This is a genomic window from uncultured Microbulbifer sp., assembly GCF_947504145.1.
Taxonomy (GTDB): domain Bacteria; phylum Pseudomonadota; class Gammaproteobacteria; order Pseudomonadales; family Cellvibrionaceae; genus Microbulbifer.
Window position 1 is genome coordinate 1,057,246 of record NZ_CANNGQ010000001.1, and the last position, 24,460, is coordinate 1,081,705.

A 24,460-nucleotide genomic window follows, 5' to 3' on the forward strand; every position below is an offset into this window, starting at 1 on the left:
CATCCTGCACTCACAGGACCATCCCCCTAACCGGGGGCATTGATGGAACCAAGAGGAATTTGTCGCACCTCTCTGCTTACGGCGCCGCTCTGCGGCGCTTTTTTTTGGCTAAAACTTGAGAGTGGATACGTACTGGTGCAAAGACCACGGTCAGTGAATCGCGGTTAACAAATCACAGACAAAAAAAATCCCGGCTTGTAGCCGGGATTCTGTTACTTGCGTTATTGGTAATAATACAAGGGTTAGAAGTCGTAGCGAGCTACCAGGCTGAAGTAGCGCGCCTCAACTCGCGATTGTGCAATACCGTAATCAGGGTTCAGCTGACCGTTGTATGTGCGCGACTCTTCAACATCCAGTGCCGCGTCATCATTCAAGAGGTTATACACCGTACCTTTTACCATCAGGTCACCATCGAAGAGTGGCTGGGTGTAGGTAAGAGACAGATCAAGTTGTTTTACCCACGGAAGATTCCCCTTGCTACCTCGATTGGCTGGGTTTCCATTCTCATCATAAAAGGAAGCCTCACCGTAGTAACGGCTAATACAATCACTCCACGGGCTACCTTCGGCGCAACTATCTACGCCCTCAGGATGCACACTGAAATAACTTTTTGGCCGCCCCGAAACAACCGAGGTGACCAAACCCAAAGTCAAGTTATCCGAGATATCATAAAATCCGTTCAGCTTGAGAGCATGGCGGTGATCATTGGGCAGGTCGCCGTAGCCGTGATCCATCAAGTCCGCGTAATCATAGGACGTAGTCCAGCCCGGATCGGCCTGATCATTGTCGGTACGTACCAGACCTTCGGTATTGCCATAGCTGTGTGACCAGGTATAGGAAGCATCCAGGAACATGCGATCAGAAACCTGACCTCGCAGGCTGGTCTCCAATGCCACGTAACGCCGGCTCGGATCTGGCAGCGCCAAGTCATCGGCGGTAAGCTTAACGTTGTCTACTTGACCATCTTTGTTGAAGTCATAGCTGATTTCCATGTCTTCACCAGGATTCATCAGCACGTAAAAGCTCGATTGGTCCGTCTTGTTTTCGATGCCCATTTCAGCAAGTCGGTTCGCGAGAACGGGCCCGACGTCAGTATCTTCAATGGAGCGTTTCAGATCGCGGTATACACCTCGTACGCCAACGACCATACTGTCGAATACCAGAGACTCGAACCCAGCGGTAAACTCATCCGCATACATGCCTTCCAGATTAGCACTGGCGACCAGATTGGCGTCCACAATGCCGTTTTGACGAATGTAGCCACTCAACTGTTCACCACGACTGGGGGAACCATCATCGAGTAACACTGCGCGACCGTCGCCATCCACCTCGTCCAGCGCGTAATACTCGAAATATTCACGGGAAGCCGAACCCTGGGTGATATTCATGTTCGTAGAAACAGGCTGATAATAACGGCCGAAAGTAGCAAAGACCTTGGTGTTACCGTCCCCATTCACATCGTAGATAGCCTGCAGCCGCGGCGAGAAGCCAGCAGCGTCGACAAACAGGTTGCCATCGCTCGCCGTATTTTCAAATTGCTCGTAGCGGCCGCCCAAATTCAAGGTCAGGCTATCTGTCACCGACCAGGAATCCTGCAGATAGAACGCCTTTGCAGTTACATCCGAATTCGTCAAGCGTGTGCGCACACGGCGCTCAATGACATCCATTCCCGGCGCCAAGTCCGACCCGTCTCTTTCTGCTGTAACTTCCTGACGCCACCAACCCAGGTTGTCGTCATAGCCATTTGGTGTCGAGAAGAAGTAGACATCAACACTGTTGTAGTCGATGCCAGCCTTCAACGAATGATTCAAAAGCTCATAGCTTAAATCCAGACGCAATTGATCGCGGGTGTAATCCTCCTCACCTACAGTCGAATCACTGTGACTGCTAATATTTGTACAGCTAGCGCGGCAGTCCTGTACCGACGGCAAGTCGCTCACTGCGGCATTAAAGATTGACTCCTGGGTACGCCCGGCAACAACGTCCACCATCATTGCATCAGTTAGCTGACCGTTGTAGTGAAAGCCGTATACGCTACCGCCCTCACGTGTGGCTGTCACACCCTTGAAGTCGTTAATACTGTTCGATTCCGGATCGTAGCCGAAATTATTCCGTCTACCGTCTTCTTCGTTGTTGATCGCAGTCAGATCGACACTGTGATTCTCGTTAATGTACCAATCAAGGCGTACGAGCCAGCGGTCTTCTTCTCGCTCCCGGTCGTAATAAGTTTTATCAAATACCCACTGATCTTTGGTCGTACGTGGCGCGTACAAGGCGTAGAAAAATGCCTTGTCGGGCACAATCGGGCCACTCGCCCAGAATTGTGTTTCTGTGAACGACTCGCCACTTTGCTCAGTGTTTATTTCGTAGTCACCGCTGACTCGACGCACCGATTTATGTTGCGCGTGTGTCGAATTTGGATCAAATCGAACCTGGGTACCAAAGTTGAAGTCGTTGTCACCAGAGTGAGACACCGCATTGACGATACCACCCAAGGCACCGCCATATTCGGGATCTAACGCGCCGGTTTTTACCTGTGTCTGACTGATGGCTTCCCATGGCAACGCGATGGATCCGAGCCCGGTCTTGATGTTTGATACATTCAGGCCGTTCAGGTAGTACCCATTTTCTGCCGCCGACGCGCCGCCGAAACTGGATGCACCGTTAAAACTCGGGCCGCCCGGTTGTACTACGCCGGGCGCCAACTGCGCCATTGCTTCGAAACCGGTATTTACCGGTAGCATTTGCAGCTTTTCCTGAGTAATCACCACACCGGCGGTGGAGGAGCCGGTATCCACCGGGCGACGCATGGTGCCCGTGACCTCAACAATCTCCAGTACCCCTCCAGACGCATCACCAGGCGCCGCGAGAGTACCGTCGAATACGACAGCCTGCCCCACCTGCACCAGTACATCCGGCGCAGTGACGCTGTCATAGCCGTCTTTCTCGAAGCTCAGAGTGTATTCGCCAACCGGCAAATTGCGCAGGTTGTACTCCCCTTTCGCGTTTGTGGTCACGGTGCGTGTGACGCCTTTACCCATATGGGTAACGGTAATCTCAGCCCCGGCAAGCGCCTGCCCGCTGGCACTGACGACCTGACCTTTGAGTGAGCCGCCCGATGTGTCTGCGGCGAGAACACTGGTACTCGCCAGGGTAGCGCTGATAGCCAAGGCCAGCAGCTTCTTTTTGATCTCCATGGTCTCTTAACCCTCTTTCCTATTTGTATATCAATAGTTTCGTTATCTATTGCTTCGTTACTTATTTTTAGGTGCGCACCAAATATCTTTGCACGCAATATCAACTAAAACATATTGTGTGTACAATAACAACAAATTGCCACAGCACACAGATTGGCCGAAAACAATAAAGAGGAAGTCATGACGCAGGTTTCAACGGAGCTAAATGAATCAGTAGCCATAGGGAAGCAATCGGAAAGCGGAAGCTATTTCCCATCAAGTTTCTATGTCGCCAACGTGATGGAAATCTTTGAGCGGCTGGCCTGGTACGGCTTCTTTACCCTGTCCTCCCTTTATATGACCAACAGTGTGATGCAAGGCGGGCTGGGGTTTAGCGATACGCAACGTGGCACCATTCAGGGCGTGATCCCTTTTCTGCTGTACCTGCTGCCGGTATTTACCGGTGCTCTGGGGGATCGCTACGGCTACAAACGCATGTTTTTCATCGCCTTCGCGATCATGACGCCCGGCTACTATCTGCTCGGCCAGGTATCCGGTTTCTGGTCATTTTTCGCGATTCTGTTGTTTGTTGCCGTGGGCGCAGCCGTCTTCAAACCCCTGGTATTGGCGACGGTCAGCCGGTCCACCAATAACCAGAACCGCGCTTTGGGATTCGGCATTTTCTACACCATGATCAATGTGGGCGGCTTTGTGGGCCCGGTAGTGGCCGGCATTGTGAAGGATGTCAGCTGGGATTGGGTCTTCTCCGTCGCCGCCTGCTGGATTGCGGTCAACTTCCTGCTACTGCTGTTTTATCGAGAGCCCTCCCCCACTGTAAACGGATCATCGGCTACGGAAACCGCAACACAACAAAGCGTATTGAAAGACATTGCACGGGTACTGAAGAACCGCCAGTTTGTGCTGTACCTGCTGATCATGTCCGGGTTCTGGGCCTGCTATAACCAGCTGTTTTTGACTCTGCCTCTCTACATTCGGGACTTCGTAGACACCGCACCATTGCTGGCCAAGGTCGCACTATTCAGTCCGTCTATCGCCAGCACCATCAGCGAAGGTAGCTCAGGTCAAATCAGCCCGGAATTCATTACCGCGTTTAACTTCGGCAGCATTCTGATCTTACAGATTGGCATCAGCCAACTGAGCAAACGTTTTGCGTCCCTGCACGTTTTGGTTGCCGGCACCTGTGTCATGGCCGCGAGCTTTCTGTGGATGGGTTTCGGCCCGGCGGTGGGCGGCATCGGTATTGTGTTGGCGGTAATCGCATTCTCCGTGGGAGAAATGCTCACCTCCCCGAAAAGCCAGGAGTACGTTGCCGAGTCCATGCCGTCCACCCAGGCTGCGCTGTTTATGGGGTACTACTTTCTTTCCATGGCTGTGGGTTTCCTTGTCGCTGGTCTACTTTCTGGGTGGGGCTATGGATACCTGGCAAAAACCCTCGGGCGGCCAGATTGGATGTGGGGCGGCTTCGCCGCACTCTCAATCTGCTGCGCCAGCGCTCTGCTCTGGTACCACCGGCGACTGCTGAATATTCCACGCCACAAGCGTTCACAGCACGCGAGTTAGATAAATACGTAATAAATTAGAAAGGTAGGATATGACCCGGTTACAAAATCTTCAGAAAACCTTCTTTGGACTTGGTATCGACGGCCTGCTGGTAACCAGTATGCCCAACATCCGCTATCTGTCCGGCTTTGCCAGCGACGAGCAAGGGGTTGCCAGCCTGCTGGTTGCGCGAGACAACGCCTACGTGATTACCGATTACCGTTTTGGTGAGCAGGCCGAGGAGCAATGCATCGGCAACGGGCTAGAGGTCATCGTGCGCGACCGCAGCAGGGAAAGCCTGGGGCAAACCATTCGACGCTTGTCCCGCGGGGCCGAAGTCAGCCGCCTGGGCTTTGAGCGGGACCACATCAGCTACAGTCAATGGCAGTCCATCGCGGTGGATTTACGGTTGGATCCGGAGTGCTTCAAACCGCTCAGCGGGGTTGTGGAAATGCTGCGTCGGGTAAAAGACGTTACTGAGCTGCAACACATGCGCAAGGCTGGCCAGGTAGCCGACGCATCACTGGAGCAGTTATTGAGCAATTTGCGCCCGGGTATGAGTGAACGTGAAGCGGCGGTGATACTGGAGCAGGCACTGAGCGCGCGGGGATCGGAAGGTGTCGCCTTCCCGACAATTTTTGCTTCGGGCCCGCGCAGCTCCCGCCCCCACGGCATGCCCTCGGATCGGGTATTGCGCAAAGGTGACATGATCACCATCGACTTTGGCGCGGTGATAGAAGGCTACCGCTCAGATATGACCCGTACAGTGGTTCTCGGCAAGGCCAGCGAACAGCAGCGCGAAGTATATGCGTTGGTTCAGGAGGCTCAGCAATTAGGACTCAACAGCGTAGCTGCGGGTCTGCCGTGCTGCGAACCGGCAAACATGGTGGCAGACTTTCTTGCTCAGAGTCCCTATGCGCGTTTTGCCGGCGACGGCCTGGGCCATGCAATCGGGCTTGAGACCCACGAAAAGCCCTACTTCACCGCCAGCGACGACTCGATCATTGAGCCCGGTTTTGTGATGACCGTAGAACCCGGAATCTATATTCCGGGCTGGGGAGGCGTGCGTATCGAAGACGATATTCTGGTGAAAGCCGAGGGAATTGAATTGCTGACCAACTTCACCCGAGACCTTATTGAAATCCCGCTGCAAAGCGCTACCGAAAGCGCTTGATGGAAAATGGGGAAAGGTCGATTTCCGGGGCCTTTCCTTCCATCTGGTCCGCGATCAGCTCAGCGGTAATTGCCGCCTGCGTCAGCCCCAGGTGCTGGTGACCAAAGGCAAAGCTGACTCGCGGGTTATCCGGCGCGGTGCCGAGTACTGGCAGTGAATCCGGAATGGATGGACGGAATCCCATCCAGCGTTGGGCATCTTTATTATGAATACCCGGCAACAATGACTGCGCGTGTTCAAACAGAATATCTGCGCGGGCGTAATTGGGAGCCGCCTCCAATCCACCCAACTCTACCGTACCTGCCAAACGCAATCCCTCCTCCATCGGCGTCATCACAAACGAGCGCTCGAAGGAAACCAAGGGCCTGGACAGGTTACACCCGGCCTCCGGCAACATCAGGTGATAACCGCGCTCGGTATCCAGCGGGACCTTATAGCCAAGTTGTTCTGCAAGAGTTTTTGACCAGGCGCCGGTGGCAATGACAATCTGTTCGGCGGCGATGCTAGCGCCACCGCTCAGGCGTATCTCCGTGGAATCCGCGGTGCGCCGCAAGCCCACGACTTCCTCTCGTAAAATCTCTCCACCATTCTGCACAAAAACATCGGCCAGCGCCGTTACCAGCCGGAATGGATTGCTGGTGTGTGCAGTCCGCGGGAAAAACAAGCCGCCGGCCACGCCACTGCCAAGAGCGGGCTCCATCTCTCGAATTTGAGCCGCGGATAAAGCCTCAATCTCAACCCCGAAACTTCGGAGTAGTTCAACGGTCGTCTGATTGCGTTGTTCAGAGTCTGGACGCTCGTATACCGTGAGCGCCCCGCGCTTGGTCATCAGATCTGTCAAACCAGTGCGCCCCAGCAACCGGTCATAGCTTTCTATGGAGCGGCCGTTGAGGGCACGTAGGTGTTGGCAGGAGCGTGCAACATTCCCCGGTGCAGCCGCCATCGCAAAGCGCATCAGCCACGGCAAAATTTTATGAAAATACCCCCATTGAATAGACAGGGGGCCCAGCGGATCCATCAGCAGGCGGGGAACCGACAACAGGGTTTTCATATTCGCGAGTGGCAGTACCACATCCGTAGCAAAGTGCCCGGCATTTCCGTAGGAGCAGCCGCGCCCGGGAGGTTCCCGGTCGATCAATGTGACCTTGTGCCCCCGGTGTTGCAATTGCTCGGCAATCGCAACACCGACAATGCCGGCTCCGACAACGACTACGGGGCGAATTCCATTGTTGTATTGTTTTTCAGACATAGTATGCATTCTGACCATTCAACGGAGCTTAATCGACGGCATCCAGAGTTTTTACTGGAGAGGCGCCCACTTTGAGCGCCTTTACACCAGTTTCCCGGGCAATTGCCGCAAAGGCATCTCTGGATTGGTTTTCAACACGGTCCTCATGCACCAGCAGGCAGTCTTCCACACGTACACCGCCGTACTTTTTAAAGGCGTCGATTTTCTCCCAGTTGACCTTGTAGCTGTGCTTACTTCTCGACAACTCGCCCAGTAGCATATCCATAAAGTAGATGCCGGGTTCAATGGTCAATGCCTGCCCCGCTTCAATGTTTCTCGCCATTCGCAAATAGGGTGCCCGCGGGTCGCGAAGGCGTGGGCGCTCTCTGGGTGCCATCAGGTAGCCGCCCACATCGTGTACCTGCAGGCCAATAAAGTGCCCGAGGCCACAGGGGAAAAAGACACCGGTAATACCTTCGCTGACCATATCCTTCGGCGACATCATCACAAAATCAAAGTCCCTCAGAATACATGCGATTAAATAATGGGCTCGCCAGTGTAAGTCGGCAAAGTTCTGGCCAATAGACACCTCGGCCACCAATGTCTGTTGCACCTGGTCCAGCGCTTCCAGAAGCTGCGCATACTCTCCGGACCGGAAAGCATAGCTGCGCGTAATATCACTGGCATAGCCCAGATAATCCGCGCCCGCATCGATCACCAGAGAGTGTATCTCGGAGGGGGTCATTTTTTCCCGTTCCGCGCCGTGATAGTGCAGTACAGAGCTATGGGAGTTGACCGCGACAATATTTCCGTAAGGCAGCTCCGCTTCCAACACCCCTGCCCCCGTTAGATAGGCGTGATGTATGTCCAGCTCGGTGCCGCCAACCATAAACACTTCGCCCGCTGCCAGGTGTCCCGCAGCACTGCGGCGGTTCGCCCGGCGCAGGCACTCCCCTTCATACTCGGTCTTGTAGGCGCGGTGGTAATGCAGCTCGTCAATCAGAACGCTGGGATTCACCTGAGACTTGGGTAACTCCGGGAGACAAGTGGCATCTTCGGCAATCAATGCACAACGATCAGTGTCACCGGCGAGCGCACTGATGACATCGTCAAACGATGTGGCCAGTTGGATATCAAATGTTTCCGTCCAATAACCCTTTGGATCCGCTGGAGGCTTGTGCCAGTAGTCTTCTGGCTGGAAATAGATCAAACGGGCCTTTTCCCCGAGGCGAAAATCGATGGCGCACTGCGGATGCTCCAGTAGTGGAACCCAGTGTTTGAAATGGGGGTTCACTTTGAAGGTGTAGTGGTTGTCGTCCAGGAACGGCAGTTTGGGCGCACCAGAGTAGATTACCACCCGGTTATAGCCATGAAATTCCATCGCCCGCGTATGACGCCGAACGATTTCCTCAATATGTCGTTGATACAGGTTGGCTAATGACATCGGTGCTCTCCCCCAGAATGGTTCGCAAGAATTGCTTCAGAAAATTGGTTGTTATGTGTCTTCAGCCATTCCCGGCATTTCGTCTCTGCGCCAGCAAATAACGAAATTTCGGTTGACAGCCTTTGAAAACTTTATTTATTGTACACAATAACAACTAAGCGCAAAGGGCTTTTTCACAACTTTCCCGGAAAGAGCTTGAATCGAGGCCTGATCGGCCTTTGTGCCATTCACAACAAACCACGACCATGATGAGGAAGTCACATGCAAATCAACTGGAGCGGCGTATTCCCCGCAGCAACCACGCAGTTCAACGCCGATGAAAGTCTGAATATCCCGGCCACGCTCAAGCATCTCGATGCCATGCTTGATGCCGGTATCAATGGCCTCGTCATGCTTGGTACCGTGGGGGAAAACTGCTCGCTCAGCCAGGAAGAGAAAATTGAAGTGCTGTCGGCGACAGTCAAACATGTGAACGGACGAGTACCAGTGCTCACCGGTGTATCGGAATACACCACCACCCAGGCGGGCAACTTTGCCCGCGCTGCAAAACAAGCCGGTGTAGATGGCCTGATGGTACTGCCGCCGATGTCCTATAAAGCCGATGCGGATGAGATCGTCACCCATATTCGCGGTGTCGCAGCAGCGACCGACCTGCCGGTGATGGTCTACAACAATCCCGCCTGCTACGGCGTAGACGTTTCCGCAGAAGCGGTTGCCGAGCTCGCACAGGTAAGCAATATCGTCGCGGTAAAAGAAGCCTCCGATGATCCCCGCCGCCTGACAGATATCGCCAACCTGGTCAGCGACGATTTTGTCCTGTTCTGTGGTGTGGACGACCTCGCCCTGGAAAGTATCGCGCTTGGCGCCCACGGCTGGATCTCCGGCCTGGTCAACGCTTTCCCACAGGAAAACCGCCTGATGTGGGACCTGGCCACCAGCGGCAACTACGAAGAAGCGCGCAAGGTCTACCGCTGGTACACCCCTCTGCTACACCTGGATACCAAACCCAAGCTGGTGCAATACATCAAACTGGCCGTGCAGGAATGTGGCTTTGGCACAGAGCTTTGCCGCAACCCGCGCCTGTCACTGACCGGTGCAGAACGCGAATCGGTGCTGAATATCATTCACACCGCCATTGCCACCCGCCCGGTCATCAAGTAGCGCCATGAGTGGAGAATTCGCCATGAACACAGCCCCCGTATTGATTGCGGGCGAGTGGCGACAAGCGGCCGAATCCGGCCGCTTTCAGCCAAGAAACCCGTCTACCACCGAAGCCATCGACCGCACCTACCCGAAGTCCAGCTGGCGCGACTGTGAGGCCGCACTGGATGCGGCAACCAACGCCGCAACTACTCTGAGAACCGCATCCGCAGAAGATCGCGCCCGCTTTCTCGAATACTATGCCGACGCCATTGAAGCCAGCGCCGATGAACTCTGCGCGCTGGCTCACGAAGAGACAGGCTTGCCGCTCACACCGCGGCTGCTGGACGTTGAGCTCCCGCGCACCACAGGCCAGCTGCGCGCCGCTGCCAAGGCAGCTCGCGAAGGTTCCTGGGCCCAGGCTACCCTGGATACCGCCGCCAATATTCGCAGTGTGCGTGGGCCCATTGGGCCGGTGGTCATTTTTGGCCCGAACAATTTCCCCCTGGCTTTTAACGGCCTTGCCGGCGGGGATTTTGCCGCTGCAATCGCCGCAGGGAATCCGGTCATCGCCAAGGCGCATACCGCCCACCCCGGCACCTGCCAGAAACTGGCGAGCCTCGCGCTGCTATCCCTGGATCAGGCCGGCCTGCCGGGCGCAACGGTGCAGATGCTCTACGCCATCAGCCGTGAAGATGGCTATAAGCTGGTGCGTGATGCGCGCCTCAGCGCCGGCGCCTTTACCGGCTCCCGCCCTGCCGGCCTCGCTCTGAAGCAGGCCGCGGACCAGGTAGGCACACCGTTTTACGCCGAACTCTCCAGTATTAACCCGGTGGTGATGCTGCCCGGCGCCCTGGCCGAGCGCGGTGCAGCACTCGCAGAAGAGTTCGCCAGCAGCTGTCTGATGGGTAGCGGCCAGTTCTGCACTAACCCCGGGCTGGTGATTGTGCCCGCCAACGACGATGGGGAACTGTTTATCGCCCGCAGTGGGGAGCTGTTCGACGGCGCAAACCCCGGCACCCTGTTAAGTGCAGGCACCGAGCAAGGCCTGCAAAACGCGATCACCCAGCTTCGCGAGGCCGGGGCAACCCTGGTCACCAACAATCGCGCCCCCGATGAAGGCCGCTTCTGCCTGCCCAACACCCTGCTTTGCGTGTCCGGTAGCGGATTTCTAAAAGACCCAACCGCCTTCCAGACCGAGGCCTTCGGCAACGCCGCACTGATCGTGGTCAGTGAAAGTACGCAACAGACTGCTGAGCTCCTGCGGCAACTGGAAGGTAATCTCACCGGATGTATTTACTCCTCCAGCACAGACGTAGATGATGAAGCGTACGACAGTCTGGCCCCCATCTTGCGCGACAAGGTCGGTCGTCTGCTGAATGACAAGATGCCAACCGGCGTAGCGGTCTCACCGGCCATGAATCACGGTGGACCATTTCCCGCTTCCGGTCACCCGGGGTTTACCGCAGTGGGCGTGCCGGCATCACTGATTCGCTTTAGTAAGCTCGATTGCTACGACAACGTCCGTGCACACCGATTGCCCCCGCTGCTACAGGACGAAAACCCGCTGAAGGCCTGGCGACTGGTAGACGGTAACTGGACCAAAAACCCCGTGAACTGACGGAAGTGCGCCGGGCACAGCCGGTCATTGACCGTAAACTATAAGAACAATCTGGAGAGCATTCGTGGACGGCACTGAGGATCAAACAATACAAGTGGTGGATTCCCACACTGGCGGCGAGCCTACCCGGGTGGTCGTCGATGGTGGGCCCGATTTGGGCGCTGGCAGCATGGCCGAGCGGCTGGCGGTATTTCGCGAGAAGTTCGATCACCTGCGCACCGCGCTGATTCGCGAACCCCGCGGCTCAGACGTGATGGTCGGCGCGCTACTCTGCGCACCACAGAACCCCGACAATGCCGCCGGGGTTATCTTTTTCAATAACGTCGGCTACCTGGGTATGTGCGGTCACGGCACCATTGGCCTTGCAGCAACCCTTGCCAGAACCGGTGCCATCACGCCGGGTACCCACCGCCTGGAAACACCGGTAGGTGAAGTCACTTTTGTGCTGCACAACAACCATCGCGTGAGCGTTGAAAATGTGCCCAGCTACCGCTATCGCAAAGGGGTACCGGTCTATGTGGACGGCATTGGCGGTTTCAGTGGAGACATTGCCTGGGGCGGGAACTGGTTTTTCCTGATATCCGATCACGGGCAACACGTCAGTGCAGACAATACCGACCATCTCACTGACTTTTGCTGGCGCGTTCGCCAGGCGCTCCGCGAACAAGGAATTTGTGGAGAGAATGGCGAAGAGATCGACCATATAGAGCTCTTCGCCCGACCTTCGGACACTTCCTTGGCGGACAGCAGGAACTTTGTGCTCTGCCCGGGCAAAGCCTACGATCGTTCGCCGTGCGGCACCGGGACAAGCGCAAAACTTGCGTGCCTGTACGGTGATGGCGTGATCAAACCGGGGCAAAAGTGGCGGCAGGAAAGTATTATCGGCAGTGTTTTCGAAGGTTCTGTCGAGCCTGTGTCCGGCATGGGGGCGGCGCGGGGAGAGGTCATTCCTACCATCACCGGAAGCGCCTATATCAGCGCGGAATCCAATATCATTTTCGACCCGGAAGACCCCTTCGCCCACGGGTTCTAACGAAAAAAGGCTTGCCGACTGGCAAGCCTTTTTTTTGTTTGGCCACTCTCTCAAAGTGCTACGAGTATTTCTTCTCGTTAATAAACTCGATCATCCGTGTAACGGCTTCACGCTGATCCCGAATATGCAGGCTCAGCGCTTTACGCGCGCCCTTCCAGTCTTTCGCTAACAGGCACTCCACAATGTCACAATGCTCCCGCGCCATTTCGCGCTTCACCTTCTCATCGATGACCGCGTAATTGAACAGCGCGTTGTAGAATGGGCTGTAGCGCGTAAAAAATTCCGAGATGTACCGGTTGCCGCAACGCTCAATCCAGTAATCGTGCAGATCGAAATCCAGTTCCGACTTTGCACTGCCCCGCGCGGGCTTATTCGCCTTAAGTAACTGTTCCAACTCGTGATCAGTAAAATGGCCACGGGCCAGATCCAGCGCCTTGAGTTCGAGCATTTCACGAATATCCAGGTAATCGTGCATATCCTGCTCGCTGAACGGGTGCACCCGCCAGCCACAGCGCGGCACATGCTCAATCAGGCCCGCACCCGCCAGGCGAGAAAAGATCTGCCGCACCACTGTCCGGCCTGCACCATACTGCTCTGCAGTGGCGTGTTCGCGCAGATACTCGGTATCCTGCTTCAAACTGCGCGCTATCACATCCTGGCGGATGATGTTGTACAGTTTTTTCTCTGTGGCATCCTCTTTCGGGGCTTCAAGCTTCACCCCTTTCAGAACCTCGGGCCTGGCCTCCAGGCGCCCATTGTCTTTGCGGTGAATCACCCCTTCGTCCACCAGCTCATCCACTGCATGGCGAACCGGCGTCAGGCTCACCTTGTAATGCGCGGACATAGCGCCCAAAGTCAGCTTATAGGGTAAGCGTCCCTCGGCCTGTAGGACGGCTTTCACATCGGATTTGATAAATTCAGTAATGGTCATTTGGCCAGCGCTTGCTATTATTTTCGGTCCGCCCGGCAGCCAATAGGCCCAGGCGACGCACAATTCAGGTAAAAATTTTACACAAGACAGGCAGTATCGCCCATGTTGGAAAAGTTGAGCAAGCTCCTCGATGTAGAGCAACTGGACACGAATTTGTTCCGTAGCCGGGAGCATGTCGAGAACTACCGCAAAGTACTCTTTGGCGGACAGGTCCTTGGGCAGGCACTTATGGCGGCCGCGCGCACCGTCGAAGATCGCCTTCCCCACTCGCTTCACGCCTATTTCCTGCGCCCGGGAAGCAGTGAAAAGCCGGTCATCTATGACGTGGACCCGATCCGTGACGGCGGCAGCTTCACTACCCGTCGCATCGTCGCCCGCCAGAACGGCAAAGCCATCTTCAATATGTCTGCCTCGTTCCAGATTGAAGAGCCCGGGTTCGACCACCAGGAAGACATGCCAACAGAAGGGATCGTACAGCCAGAAGACCTCAAAAATACCCAGCAGCTCGCCGAAGAAGCCGGTATGCAGGGCGCGGCGCAAAATCAGCGTCGCTACATGGTGGATTTTCGACCAATCGACCCGATGAGCTATTTCGACAACGCCGTACGCGAACCCCGCTGCATGTTCTGGTTCAAGGTGGACAGTGAACTCTCGGATAATCCGATCGAACACCGCAGCGCGCTGTGCTACGCATCGGACATGGCCCTGCTCGGCACCGCACTGCAACCTCACCCCATCAGCCTGTTCGACCCGAACCTGATGCCCGCCAGCCTGGATCACGCCATGTGGTTCCACCGCCCGTTCCGCGCGGACGACTGGCTGCTCTACGTGACCGATAGCCCATCCGCCAGCGGCGCGCGTGGCTACTGCCGCGGTCAGATATTTTCCCGAGATGGGCGCCTCGTCGCCTCTACCACTCAGGAAGGCCTGATCCGCCAGATCAAGAGCTGACCAAAGCACTTGGGCGCCGGATGCACCAAGTGCTAAATTTAACAAAATCAGTGGTTTACAGAAGCGGAACGGCTGTTATAATGCCGCCCGCTTCACAACGAAGCCACAGCAGATTCTGCAAGAGAATCAACGCTGTACAAGTCGGTGAGTAGCGCAGCCTGGTAGCGCACTTCGTTCGGGACGAAGGGGTCGGAGGTTCGAATCCTCTCTCACCGACCATTTCATTTCTCTCCCTATTCCCCCCTGATCACCTACGGATAAATTTCCGCTCGACGGCGTCCTATTGTGTTTGCTGTGGGGACTCCTGCCCTACTACCCAGAACTCAACCACCTTTCGCCTCCCAGTAGGCCAATACTCGCCCGGGTGTTATTGCGCTCAAAAGCATTTATTGTTATTGTCGGCAAAATAAAATTTAGCGCTCAGCGAATAATCCGATGACTACCGAAATCTTCCCGCCACATCCGACAACACTGAATACTCAGCTGCACGCAAAAGGAATCGACGGCTGGCCATGTATTGACACGATCGACATGCACACCGGTGGGGAACCGTTGCGCGTCATTCTGGCCGGATTCCCGCACCTGAAAGGCAATGGTGTTTTAGCCAAGCGCCGATTTGCGATGGCGCATTGCGATGAAGTGCGTCGCGCATTGATGTGGGAGCCTCGTGGCCATCGCGATATGTACGGCGCCATCATCGTTCCCGGGAACGATGAGGGGGCGGATTTCGGAGCACTGTTCATCCACAACGAAGGTTTCAGCACGATGTGCGGTCACGCCGTGATTGCACTCGCCAAGTTGGCCGTTGAGCTGGGCTGGGTTAAAGGCGGCGCTGCCGGTGCGGAAATTCCGGTCAATATCGACGCACCCTGTGGCCGGATTCACGCGTTTGCGCAAATGGACAATCAGGGCCAGGTAATTTCAACCCGATTTTATTGCGTCCCCTCGTTTGTATTTACACGCGGGCAATCCGTAGTGACGGAGGAATTCGGCAGGATTCATTACGATATTGCCTACGGCGGAGCCTTTTACGCCTATGTCGACGCAGCACAGCTGCCCTTCTCTCTGGAAGCGAAAAACTACGAAGCGCTCATTCGCGCGGGCCGAGCCATCAAACAGGCCGTACAAAAAAATGGCCCATCGATAGTGCACCCTGTTGAACCCGACCTTGGATTTCTTTACGGCACCATTTTTATGGACATGCGCGCACTCCATCACGCGCGCGACGCACAAGACTCAACAAGCGCTGCAATTACGAGTCGCAATGTCTGCATATTTGCCGACGGTGAACTCGACCGGTCGCCGACAGGCTCCGGCGTATCCGGCCGGATCGCACTGCACCGGGAACAGGGTTTACTTGACGATGCGCAAACGCTGGTGGCCGAGAGTATTACCGGGAGCCGTTTTGAAGGCAGAGTGGCCCAAGTAACAGAGTATGCAGGGATGTCTGCGGTCATACCCGAAATCTCTGGCACAGCGTATATCACCGGCCAACATCGATTTTTTCTCGACCCAAACGATCCACTCCAAAATGGATTTTTACTGGGTTAGTCATTCCCTATTCCCGAAGCAAAAGATCAGACCATGGAATTCATCACCGCCGAAACCATACGCGCGACCCTACAATACCCTCAGTTAATCAACGCATTGCGAGACGCATTCCGCAGCCAACAGATCGAAGTTCCCCAGCGGCACCACCATCACTTTCGCTACTCCCGTGATCATCACAATGAAAATACCCTGCTGTTGATGCCAGCATGGCAGGCAAACGGATACCTGGGCGTGAAGACCGTAGTGGTTGCGCCAGAAAACCGCGAGCAGCCGTCGATCCAGGGGCACTACACCATCTTTGACGCTGCAACCGGCACACCGCGCGCGGTAATGGATGCAGCCAGTATCACCGCGATGCGCACAGCAGCCGCGTCCGCACTGGCTGCAGACTACCTTGCACCAACGGATGCCAGTGTGCTGCTGATGGTGGGTACCGGCACCCTGGCGCCGGAGCTCATACGTGCGCACACCAGTGTTCGGCCAATTAAAAAGGTCGTCGTTTGGGGGCGCTCTCAGGAAAAGGCACAACGGGTTTTGGATGCCGTTGCAGACCTGCCGTGCGACGCGGCAATTTGCAGCGACATCCAGCAGGGCATGGCCAACGCAGATATTGTCAGCTGCGCAACACTGAGCAAGTCGCCTCTACTGTATGGAAAATGGCTGCGAACGGGCCAGCATATCGACCTGGTGGGAGCTTTCCGGCCGGATATGCGGGAAGCCGATGATGTGCTGATCAAGCGAGTAGCTCTGTACGTCGACGTTATGCCTCATGCGCTCTCCGAAACGGGAGATCTCAGCATTCCACTGGAAACCGGGGTCATTACTGAGCAGTCGATCATGGGTCACCTGCCCTCACTGTGCCAGTCCTCTGCACCAGCAACACGAAGCCCGATCACCGGCTTCAAATCGGTTGGCCACGCACTCGAGGATCTGGTCGCCGCCAGCCTTGTTTACAACCAGCTTGCAGAGGTACAGCCTTCGGCGGTGGCACCGAGCGCGATGTGACGGCACACCTGCAGTAAGTAAAAGGTAGCGCGCGGGTTCGACCCGCGGCGCCTTGACGGATACTCTCTGGCACTGTTTCACTATCCCGTTGTCCAACCCACATCCCTAGACAACCAGACAGAGCCACTAAGTATCCATGCACTATTTTTGGAAAACTTGCTACTTCAGCCTGCCCGCCCAAAGAGGGATCCTATCGGGTGTACTCACCGCCTTAATCTATCTCCTGAGCCCCTTTGCCCTGGCCGCGAGCGAAGACACCTACTATGACGTTCAATACAAGGTGCAACTCAAGCCCGGCGACGACCAGGCACAAGTACGCATACGCCTCGTCGGAGAAGCACTTCCCAGCCAGCTGACGCTGCACCTGAATCCGGAGCGCCATAGCGAGGTCAATGGGGAGAATGTGACGGTCGAAGGTACGGAGGCCACCTGGAAACCGGAACCGGGTTCCGCAGAAGTCGCCTACCAGTTCAAAATCGACGAGAAAAAAACATCGGGGAGATTCGACTCCTTGATGACCGACAAATGGACAATTCTCAGAAGTGACAAACTGATTCCTCCAATTTCCGCCCGCGCACCCAAGTCCCTCCAATCAAGGGCCACGCTGGAGGTTGACGCCCCGGACGACTGGAATGTGCTCGCGCCCTACAACAAATCCGAAGCGGGAATTTTTCACCTGATCGACCCGGGCCGCAGCTTCATCCGCCCCAAAGGCTGGATGATCGCCGGACGTATCGGCAGCCGCCAGGATGTGATCGATGGGACCGACACCGTGATTGCCGGCCCCCTCGACAAAGGCCTTCGTCGTCAGGACACCCTCGCGTTTCTCGGCTGGACGCTTCCCGAACTGAAAAAGGTTTTCCCTGAGTTTCCCAAGAAACTGCTGATTGTGATGGCCGGTGACCCTATGTGGCGCGGCGGGCTCTCCGGCACACGCTCGCTGTTTATGCACGCTGACCGACCACTGATTTCGGGCAACCGCACCAGCAGTATGCTCCACGAGCTTATTCATGTGGGCACAGGTATTCACGGAGACAAAGAAAGCGACTGGATCGTGGAGGGGATCGCCGAATACTACTCACTGCAGACTCTGCGACGCACTGGCGGTATCAGCGAACGTCGCTACAACGAAGCACTGGAAGACCTGGCCGAATGGGGCGAAGAATCCCCCAACCTCCTGGTAAAACGTTCCTCCGGCCCGATTACGGCGCGCGCGACTGTGGTACTGAGTGAGGTTGATCTTGCCATTCAGCAGTCGAGTAATGGCGAGCGCAGCCTGGACAATGTTGTGACCGCGCTGGCCGCGGAGCGTGGCGAGGTGACTTTGGAGAAGTTTCGCACATTGGTGGAAGACGCAGCCGGTGCACCTGTTCCACAGCTGGAACGGACATTTCTTACAGGCAAAAAAAAGCCCTGACGACGGGGGGGGGGAGAGCGTCAGGGCCAAGACCATTAGGAGTGAAACTTGGAGGATTTCATCCTTACAACACACTGGGCACCCGTATGGAGGACGGTGCCCGGCCGGCACTACTAAACACGACGTGGGGGAGATGTGTGCTAGCCAGCTACTCTCAGTATTAGCCACACCCGGCGGATTTCCAGTTTGAACAAAAAAAACTTTAGAACAATTGGCAATAGAAAAGCCTGTTGCATCGCCTTAAGTTATTAAGGGCGATTTGACTGGCTTATCGATCAAATCCTAACCAGTCGCAGCTTCCGCAACACTTCCCCTTGACTAATCTCCGCCAACCCATAGAATAGCGCCCTCTTACACGCCCAGTGGCGCGTAAGTATCAGAAAATGCTAGGATTTTTGGCCTGTTTCCGCTAGAATCCGCCGCGTTTTCATCGCTTCACAGCGACACCTATGGCTAGGTGGCAGAGTGGTCATGCAGCGGACTGCAACTCCGTGTACGCCGGTTCGATTCCGACCCTAGCCTCCATTTTCTTCCAGTCTGAGCCTCAGACTGGTCCAGTCGACGGGCCCCTCCACACCCGTCGATCGCCCTATCTGCCCGGATGGTGGAATTGGTAGACACAGGAGACTTAAAATCTCCCGTCCTTTGGGACGTGCCGGTTCAAGTCCGGCTCTGGGCACCACCTTCCTTTCCCATCTAAGCTTCTCAGGCACTCTTCGTTTCCAGCGTACGCCGCCGAAATAATGCCTGAACAAACATCAATCACCCCCCTATTTTTAATTGTCCTTGCGGCCCTGTTGATCAGTGCACCCGTCATCTATTTGAAATGTTCACAGGCCATACAAGTATTGCTCGCGATGAGCGCAAAGCTTGCCTGTTCTGCACATCACATTTGCGGCTTTTCTGCGCAGCGTATTCGAAAAGACCTCGGCAATTACTCCCCATTATTCAAACTAGTCACCATTCATCAGAACGAAAATCAGACTTCTGCAACTCTGGTCAACCTCGTGACGGTTCATGCTCAATACCACCCTCTGCTCGGCGGTAGCCTGCACAGCACGCACAAGACGACTCTTCACCGGAGTGCTCTGAACGGCACGAACATGCGCTCGCGCCCGATGAACCGATACTCGCTTCTCCCCAGCATACAGGCGCTATTGCTGAGCCAAATCGAACAGGACTTTGAATCGGGTCTGGATACACGCGCGCTGGTAGTACTGCAAGGCGATGCACTTCTGGGCGCAGTCTATGGCGAGGGCATTTCCGAGCGTACCCGATTACTCGGATGGTCGATGAGCAAAAGCCTGCTGGCGATGCTGTATGGGCGCATGGAAACCCTCGGATTAGCGGACTCTTCGACATGCAGCCTATTTCCCGAGTGGGCAGGCGATGGGCGCAGTGAAATCACCCTGCAAAATCTGTTGCAGATGTGTGACGGGCTTAAATTTGATGAAACCTACCGGCCGGGATCTGACGCAACCCGCATGCTGTTCGGAATGCTGCCCGCTTCGCGGTATGCATTGCAACGCTCGCTAAAACAAAAACCCGGCACACACTTTTCCTATTCATCTGGCAGCACAAACCTGCTGGCCCGATGGATGCACGAGCAACTTGGCGGTACCGAGGCAGCGCTGAATTTCTGGCGACAGGAGTTTCTGCAGCCACTGGGATTGCCGGAGGTCATGATGGAAACCGATGGCGATGGGGTGTTTGTAGGGAGCTCTTACGGATACGCCACCGCAATCGATTGGGCGCGCCTGGGGGCTTTGTACTTAACAGGAAGTGGCGCCTCAACTGGAAGCGCTTCAGCACCATTTCTCGATACAGCCTGGCTCGCCCGCGCGGTGCGCCCAAACAATAGCAACAATGACCCTCGCTACGGCTATCAGCTGTGGCTGAATTACGGTGGAGAACTGGCTTCGCCCTACCCCGCACTGCCCGCAGATTGTTTCTTTATGCTCGGCAACCGAGAGCAGAAACTTATGGTCGCACCGTCGCACAATGCCGTCATTGTGCGGCTGGGCTGGTCATCCGCTCCTTACCCCGTTGAAAGCCGTTTCAGAGAGATTCTGGATCGCCTGCCGCGCTGACCTTCCGCCAACCTACAAGCAATCCGCGACCCGCCCGATACTAGCCGCGATGCGTCTCCTTCATGGCGAGAAAAATCTGCAACTCAACGTCGCTGGCCTGCAGCCCGTATTTCTCTGCGATTGCCATAAAGCGGCGCAGATAGACCTGCCGCACTGGGCCATAAGGTGGCATCCACTGGTCGGGACCGCGATGACCTTTGCTCTGGTTGCGCCCATCGTCGACGAGCCACAAGTTGTCCGGGTCTTCAGCAAACATCCGCTTTTTCTCGCGGCTCCAGCCTGCAGCGCCATGATCGTGAGCCCATTTCAGCGGGACTATATGCTCTACGTCCAGGTCCGACGCTTTCTCAAAGAAGCTCCCGGTATACGGGTCCATCCACAAGCCAAAGGCAACCTGGCAGTTCTTGCTATTTTTAAACGTAACCGGTGCAAGCGAGAAACGAATCAATAGTTCGTGGCGGGTATTCTGGCAGTCACGATCCGCATCGGACCACCGCGGTAGCCATTCGTGCCGGTCGTAATCCTGCCCAAAGCAGGCAGTAGAGAGAAATGCGAGAAGAATTGCGGACAGGGCTCTGCAACGCAGATGAGAAAACGCGCAAAGCGCAACGGGACCAGACTGCTGCACAGGTCACTCCATTGTCGTGTTATGACTTCAATGGAACGATCGTACACAATTGTCGCCGGCGCGAAAATCACCCTAGCCAGGAAATGCGAACCGGTCTTTAGAGCAGAGATCGAAAAGCGGTGAAATGACCTTATGAATTCACTCTTTACCCGGCTCATCCGCTGTCAGCGCGGGCCAGGCGGCACGGAGGTAGACCACCATAGTCCAGAGTGTGAGTGCGGCCGCCACATACAGCAGGATATAGCCGATGGTTTCCATGACTGGAAACTCGCGCACATCAAATGCCAGCAGCACGATAATGGCGGCCATCTGGGCGGTCGTTTTGATTTTACCGATATAGCTGACCGCAACACTGCTGCGCAATCCCAGCTCCGCCATCCACTCCCGCAGCGCCGATACGGCGATCTCACGGCCAATGATCACGGCCGCTGCGATGGTGAAAAACATATGGTTGTGCAGGTCGACAAGCAGCACAAGCGCCGTCGCCACCATCAATTTGTCGGCGACAGGATCGAGGAAAGCACCAAACGGCGTACTTTGATCCAGCTTGCGGGCAATGTAACCATCGAGCCAGTCGGTAGCGGCGGCGATGGAGAAGATAAGAGCGGAGGCGATATAACTCCACTTATAGGGAAGGAAGAACACAAGCACTAACACCGGGATCAGCGCCACGCGCAGCAGGGTCAATTGATTGGCGAGAGTCATGCTGGTCCTTCTACTGTCGCTGAACACACATCGTCGGCAGTGCGTAACTTAGCAATCTGGGGTGAAAAAATAAACGCCCGTCGGGCAATTAAGCACGCTCACCCTACTCGTTATGCAGGGTCGAGTATATATCTTGTGCGAGCTTGCGGCTCACACCTTCTACGCTGGCCAGTTCATTCACCGACGCCCGCAGAATTTCCTGAAGCCCACCGAAGTGATGTAACAGCGCCCTTCGCCTCGCCGGCCCCACGCCCGGAATTCCCTCAAGGGGCGATTCCCGCCGCTTCTTGTCGCGACGCTGGCGGTGACCGGTGATGGCAAACCGGTGGGCTTCATCCCGCACCTGTTGTATCAGGTGCAGTGCGGGCGAATCCGATTCCAGCACCAGCTCGCGCCCTTCGGCAACGATATGCAGTGTCTCGAAACCGGCTTTGCGGGTGGTGCCCTTTGCGACCCCGATAATCTGCACCCCGGTCACACCCAGCTCATTGAGCGTATCAACCGCTTGGGTAACCTGGCCTTTGCCACCATCGATCAACAAGATATTCGGAAAACGCCCCTCGCCATTCGATAGGCGAGTATAGCGGCGCTTTAGGGCCTGCCCCATTGCCGCGTAGTCGTCCCCGGCAGTGATGCCTTCGATATTGAAACGGCGGTAGTCGGACTTGACCGGTCCACCGGTATCAAACACCACGCAAGAGGCCACTGTTGCCTCACCGCTGGAATGGCTGATATCAAAACATTCCAAACGCTCGGGTAATTCACCGAGGCGCAGTACCGTTTGCAGGTTTTCAAAACGGTCCTGAAGCTTTTGCTGTGAGGCAGTACGGCTTTGCAGGTTCTGGGCTGCCGCCTGTTGGGCCATTTCGACCCAGGTCGCTCGATTGCCTCGCAACCGATGCACCACCTGAATGTCTTTCCCGGCCTGCTCTGTCAGTGCCTGCTGTAATACTTCCAGATCTTCCAGTGGCTCCGACACCAGTATCTGGCGAGGAAGCTCTCGATTAGTACCGAGATAGAACTGAGGGATAAACGCAGACAACAGCGCAGCATCATCCAGGCCGAGTTTCTCACTGGGGTAATAACTGCGGCTCCCAAGGATGCGCCCCTGCCGAATAAACAGAACATGCACGCAACAGATTCCGCCGGACGTCGCGACGCCGAGCACGTCCACATCCGCACCGCCGCTCTCGGCAACCTGATCCGACTGGAGCCTGCGCAGTGCGACAATCTGGTCCCGCAGCCGTGCGGCTCTTTCAAACTCGAGCGCTACCGATGCCTTGTCCATCTCCTCTGCTAATTCGCGAAGGATGCTGTCACTTTTGCCCGCAAGAAACATCTGGGCATGGCGGACATCCGCCTGGTAATCCTCGGGCCGGATAAAGTCTACACAGGGCGCCGTACAGCGCTCAATCTGGTATTGCAGGCACGGGCGCGAGCGGTTGGCAAAGACACTGTCTTCGCAGGAGCGAATCCGGAAGGTTTTCTGCAGAAAGTTGAGGCTGTCTCTTACCGATGAGGCGTTGGGAAAGGGCCCGAAATACTCCCCTTTCTTTCGCTTGGCACCCCGGTGGAGTGCAATACGCGGGAAGGTATCTTTACTAGAAAGGAAGATGTACGGGTAGCCCTTGTCGTCTTTCAGCATGACGTTGTAGGGCGGACGCTGGGATTTGATCAGGCTCTGCTCAAGCACCAGGGCTTCCGTCTCACTGCGTGTGACAGTCACTTCGATGTCGGCGATTTTCTCGACCAACGCCATAGTCTTGGCGGTCAGCCCGCTCGCGCGAAAATAACTGCCCAGCCGGTTGCGCAGGTTCTTGGCTTTACCCACATACAACACCTTACCCTGGGCATCGAACATCTGGTAAACACCGGGCTTGCGGGTGGCCGTGGTGAGAAAGCGTTTGCTGTCGAACATTGCCTTTACTTATGCCAGCAACAAAACAGGGGCCGTGAAGGCCCCTGTTTCTATATCTAGATTGGTGGTGAAGCTTGTGTTGGCCACTCCCATTTAACGCAATAGGGTCAGACCGCCTCCTCCGGGTCCAGCACGTTGTGCTTGACCGCCAGTAGTGTGAGCTCCACATCCGAGTGCAAGCCCAGCTTTTCAAAAATTCGGTACCGGTAGGTATTCACTGTTTTCGGACTGACCGAGAGCGTCTCAGCGATCTCGGAGACCTTATTTCCGTTTACGATCATAACCGCTGTCTGCAGTTCGCGCTCGGAGAGGTCTTCAAACGGTGATGAACCGCCACTGACACTGCGCAGTGCCAGCTTGGTGGCCATCGAGCTACTGATGTAGGTCTCGCCTGCCACCACCGAACGGATCGCCCGTACCATTTCCTCCAGGTCTGCACCTTTGGTCACATAACCCGATGCACCGGCCTGGATCAAGCGGCTTGGGAAAAGGTCATCGTCAAGCGCACTGACCGCGATCACCTTTGCCTGCGGAAACCGCGGAATGAGCTTGCGGGTGGCCTCAAGACCACCCATGCCGGGCATTCTGACGTCCATAAGAATGACATCGACCGCTGTTTCCCGAACAAAGGCAATGGCGTCTTCGCCGCTTTTGGCTTCGCCCACCACCTGGATATCGTCGACGTCACCCAACATGCGCGAAATTCCCATTCGCACGAGGTCGTGATCGTCTACCACTAAGACTTTTATCAAATTAGCCCCAACCACGGATTTTCAATCGGTCTTGAGCAAGAATTTCCTATTAAACCTCCCCTGCGCAAAACCGTGTTTTTTGTTATCGCTCAACGGGTTATTCCCGCAAAGATCCATCCACAGAGCCCTAATTGAA

The 24,460-nt window shown here is 55.7% G+C and carries 18 protein-coding genes and 3 tRNA genes; 13 read left to right on the plus strand and 8 right to left on the minus strand.

The window, feature by feature from the left end; translation table 11 throughout:
• Positions 1–242: 242 nt before the first annotated feature.
• Entirely contained in the window at positions 243–3,197 is a 2,955-nt protein-coding gene (locus Q1A74_RS04765; protein ID WP_299592840.1) for a TonB-dependent receptor, read from the minus strand.
• 180 nt (positions 3,198–3,377) lie between these two features.
• On the opposite strand from Q1A74_RS04765, the gene Q1A74_RS04770 reads away from it, so the two are divergent.
• Entirely contained in the window at positions 3,378–4,757 is a 1,380-nt protein-coding gene (locus tag Q1A74_RS04770) for an MFS transporter (RefSeq protein ID WP_299592842.1), read from the plus strand.
• Between the two features lie 31 nt (positions 4,758–4,788).
• The gene (locus Q1A74_RS04775; protein WP_299592844.1) at positions 4,789–5,910 is read left to right on the plus strand and encodes a Xaa-Pro peptidase family protein; all 1,122 of its coding nucleotides are present in this window, start codon (positions 4,789–4,791) and stop codon (positions 5,908–5,910) included.
• Here Q1A74_RS04775 and Q1A74_RS04780 read toward each other — a convergent pair.
• Together Q1A74_RS04780 and pepQ are read right to left on the minus strand one after the other, a co-directional pair.
• The gene (locus tag Q1A74_RS04780; protein ID WP_299592846.1) at positions 5,894–7,159 is read right to left on the minus strand and encodes an FAD-binding oxidoreductase; all 1,266 of its coding nucleotides are present in this window, start codon (positions 7,157–7,159) and stop codon (positions 5,894–5,896) included. The two genes, Q1A74_RS04775 and Q1A74_RS04780, sit on opposite strands and share 17 nt — an antisense overlap.
• A gap of 28 nt (positions 7,160–7,187) precedes the next feature.
• Positions 7,188–8,582 carry a Xaa-Pro dipeptidase gene (gene pepQ, locus Q1A74_RS04785; protein ID WP_299592848.1) on the minus strand — a complete coding sequence of 465 codons (1,395 nt, stop codon included), beginning with the start codon at positions 8,580–8,582 and terminating at the stop codon, positions 7,188–7,190.
• 261 nt (positions 8,583–8,843) lie between these two features.
• Between pepQ and Q1A74_RS04790 the strand changes: the two genes are divergently transcribed.
• From Q1A74_RS04790 to Q1A74_RS04800, 3 genes are all read left to right on the plus strand, one after another.
• Complete coding sequence (locus tag Q1A74_RS04790; RefSeq protein WP_299592850.1) at positions 8,844–9,743, plus strand: dihydrodipicolinate synthase family protein; 900 nt, start codon at positions 8,844–8,846, stop codon at positions 9,741–9,743.
• A gap of 22 nt (positions 9,744–9,765) precedes the next feature.
• Entirely contained in the window at positions 9,766–11,343 is a 1,578-nt protein-coding gene (locus Q1A74_RS04795) for an aldehyde dehydrogenase (NADP(+)) (protein WP_299592852.1), read from the plus strand.
• A 64-nt stretch (positions 11,344–11,407) separates the two neighbouring features.
• Positions 11,408–12,376: a proline racemase family protein gene (locus tag Q1A74_RS04800; protein ID WP_299592854.1), complete on the plus strand. Its 969-nt coding sequence runs from the start codon at positions 11,408–11,410 to the stop codon at positions 12,374–12,376.
• Positions 12,377–12,434: 58 nt separating this feature from the next.
• Here the strand turns inward: Q1A74_RS04800 and Q1A74_RS04805 are convergent, their stop codons facing one another.
• On the minus strand, positions 12,435–13,307 hold the full coding sequence (locus tag Q1A74_RS04805; protein WP_299592857.1) for a GntR family transcriptional regulator: 873 nt from the start codon (positions 13,305–13,307) through the stop codon (positions 12,435–12,437).
• A 102-nt stretch (positions 13,308–13,409) separates the two neighbouring features.
• Between Q1A74_RS04805 and Q1A74_RS04810 the strand changes: the two genes are divergently transcribed.
• The 8 genes from Q1A74_RS04810 to Q1A74_RS04845 all read left to right on the plus strand — a co-directional run bounded on the left by Q1A74_RS04810 (position 13,410) and on the right by Q1A74_RS04845 (position 20,321).
• Positions 13,410–14,258: an acyl-CoA thioesterase II gene (locus tag Q1A74_RS04810; protein ID WP_299592860.1), complete on the plus strand. Its 849-nt coding sequence runs from the start codon at positions 13,410–13,412 to the stop codon at positions 14,256–14,258.
• A gap of 142 nt (positions 14,259–14,400) precedes the next feature.
• A tRNA-Pro gene (locus tag Q1A74_RS04815) sits at positions 14,401–14,477 on the plus strand.
• Between the two features lie 216 nt (positions 14,478–14,693).
• Positions 14,694–15,809, plus strand: a complete 1,116-nt coding sequence (locus Q1A74_RS04820; protein WP_299592863.1) for a proline racemase family protein — start codon at positions 14,694–14,696, stop codon at positions 15,807–15,809.
• Positions 15,810–15,842: 33 nt separating this feature from the next.
• Complete coding sequence (locus tag Q1A74_RS04825; RefSeq protein WP_299592866.1) at positions 15,843–16,814, plus strand: ornithine cyclodeaminase family protein; 972 nt, start codon at positions 15,843–15,845, stop codon at positions 16,812–16,814.
• Positions 16,815–16,950: 136 nt separating this feature from the next.
• On the plus strand, positions 16,951–18,231 hold the full coding sequence (locus tag Q1A74_RS04830; protein ID WP_299592869.1) for a hypothetical protein: 1,281 nt from the start codon (positions 16,951–16,953) through the stop codon (positions 18,229–18,231).
• 451 nt (positions 18,232–18,682) lie between these two features.
• Positions 18,683–18,756, plus strand: a tRNA-Cys gene (locus Q1A74_RS04835).
• Positions 18,757–18,826: 70 nt separating this feature from the next.
• Positions 18,827–18,913, plus strand: a tRNA-Leu gene (locus Q1A74_RS04840).
• 61 nt (positions 18,914–18,974) lie between these two features.
• On the plus strand, positions 18,975–20,321 hold the full coding sequence (locus Q1A74_RS04845) for a serine hydrolase (RefSeq protein WP_299592872.1): 1,347 nt from the start codon (positions 18,975–18,977) through the stop codon (positions 20,319–20,321).
• A gap of 40 nt (positions 20,322–20,361) precedes the next feature.
• Here the strand turns inward: Q1A74_RS04845 and Q1A74_RS04850 are convergent, their stop codons facing one another.
• The 4 genes from Q1A74_RS04850 to Q1A74_RS04865 form a co-directional block, all read right to left on the minus strand.
• Complete coding sequence (locus tag Q1A74_RS04850) at positions 20,362–20,949, minus strand: DUF1524 domain-containing protein (protein ID WP_299592874.1); 588 nt, start codon at positions 20,947–20,949, stop codon at positions 20,362–20,364.
• A gap of 138 nt (positions 20,950–21,087) precedes the next feature.
• Positions 21,088–21,654, minus strand: a complete 567-nt coding sequence (pgsA, locus tag Q1A74_RS04855) for a CDP-diacylglycerol--glycerol-3-phosphate 3-phosphatidyltransferase (RefSeq protein ID WP_299592877.1) — start codon at positions 21,652–21,654, stop codon at positions 21,088–21,090.
• A gap of 103 nt (positions 21,655–21,757) precedes the next feature.
• A complete protein-coding gene (gene uvrC, locus Q1A74_RS04860; RefSeq protein ID WP_299592880.1) occupies positions 21,758–23,572 on the minus strand; it encodes an excinuclease ABC subunit UvrC in 1,815 nt (604 codons plus the stop codon).
• Between the two features lie 107 nt (positions 23,573–23,679).
• The gene (locus Q1A74_RS04865) at positions 23,680–24,324 is read right to left on the minus strand and encodes a response regulator (protein WP_299592882.1); all 645 of its coding nucleotides are present in this window, start codon (positions 24,322–24,324) and stop codon (positions 23,680–23,682) included.
• Positions 24,325–24,460: the final 136 nt, after the last annotated feature.

Bases quoted from the DNA above. Each gene is read 5' to 3' on its own strand.
- Q1A74_RS04765 (WP_299592840.1), bottom strand. From the start codon at position 3,197: ATGGAGATCAAAAAGAAGCTGCTGGCCTTGGCTATCAGCGCTACCCTG.
- Q1A74_RS04770 (WP_299592842.1), top strand. From the start codon at position 3,378: ATGACGCAGGTTTCAACGGAGCTAAATGAATCAGTAGCCATAGGGAAG.
- Q1A74_RS04775 (WP_299592844.1), top strand. From the start codon at position 4,789: ATGACCCGGTTACAAAATCTTCAGAAAACCTTCTTTGGACTTGGTATC.
- Q1A74_RS04780 (WP_299592846.1), bottom strand. From the start codon at position 7,159: ATGTCTGAAAAACAATACAACAATGGAATTCGCCCCGTAGTCGTTGTC.
- pepQ (WP_299592848.1), bottom strand. From the start codon at position 8,582: ATGTCATTAGCCAACCTGTATCAACGACATATTGAGGAAATCGTTCGG.
- Q1A74_RS04790 (WP_299592850.1), top strand. From the start codon at position 8,844: ATGCAAATCAACTGGAGCGGCGTATTCCCCGCAGCAACCACGCAGTTC.
- Q1A74_RS04795 (WP_299592852.1), top strand. From the start codon at position 9,766: ATGAACACAGCCCCCGTATTGATTGCGGGCGAGTGGCGACAAGCGGCC.
- Q1A74_RS04805 (WP_299592857.1), bottom strand. From the start codon at position 13,307: ATGACCATTACTGAATTTATCAAATCCGATGTGAAAGCCGTCCTACAG.
- Q1A74_RS04810 (WP_299592860.1), top strand. From the start codon at position 13,410: ATGTTGGAAAAGTTGAGCAAGCTCCTCGATGTAGAGCAACTGGACACG.
- Q1A74_RS04820 (WP_299592863.1), top strand. From the start codon at position 14,694: ATGACTACCGAAATCTTCCCGCCACATCCGACAACACTGAATACTCAG.
- Q1A74_RS04825 (WP_299592866.1), top strand. From the start codon at position 15,843: ATGGAATTCATCACCGCCGAAACCATACGCGCGACCCTACAATACCCT.
- Q1A74_RS04830 (WP_299592869.1), top strand. From the start codon at position 16,951: ATGCACTATTTTTGGAAAACTTGCTACTTCAGCCTGCCCGCCCAAAGA.
- Q1A74_RS04845 (WP_299592872.1), top strand. From the start codon at position 18,975: ATGCCTGAACAAACATCAATCACCCCCCTATTTTTAATTGTCCTTGCG.
- pgsA (WP_299592877.1), bottom strand. From the start codon at position 21,654: ATGACTCTCGCCAATCAATTGACCCTGCTGCGCGTGGCGCTGATCCCG.
- uvrC (WP_299592880.1), bottom strand. From the start codon at position 23,572: ATGTTCGACAGCAAACGCTTTCTCACCACGGCCACCCGCAAGCCCGGT.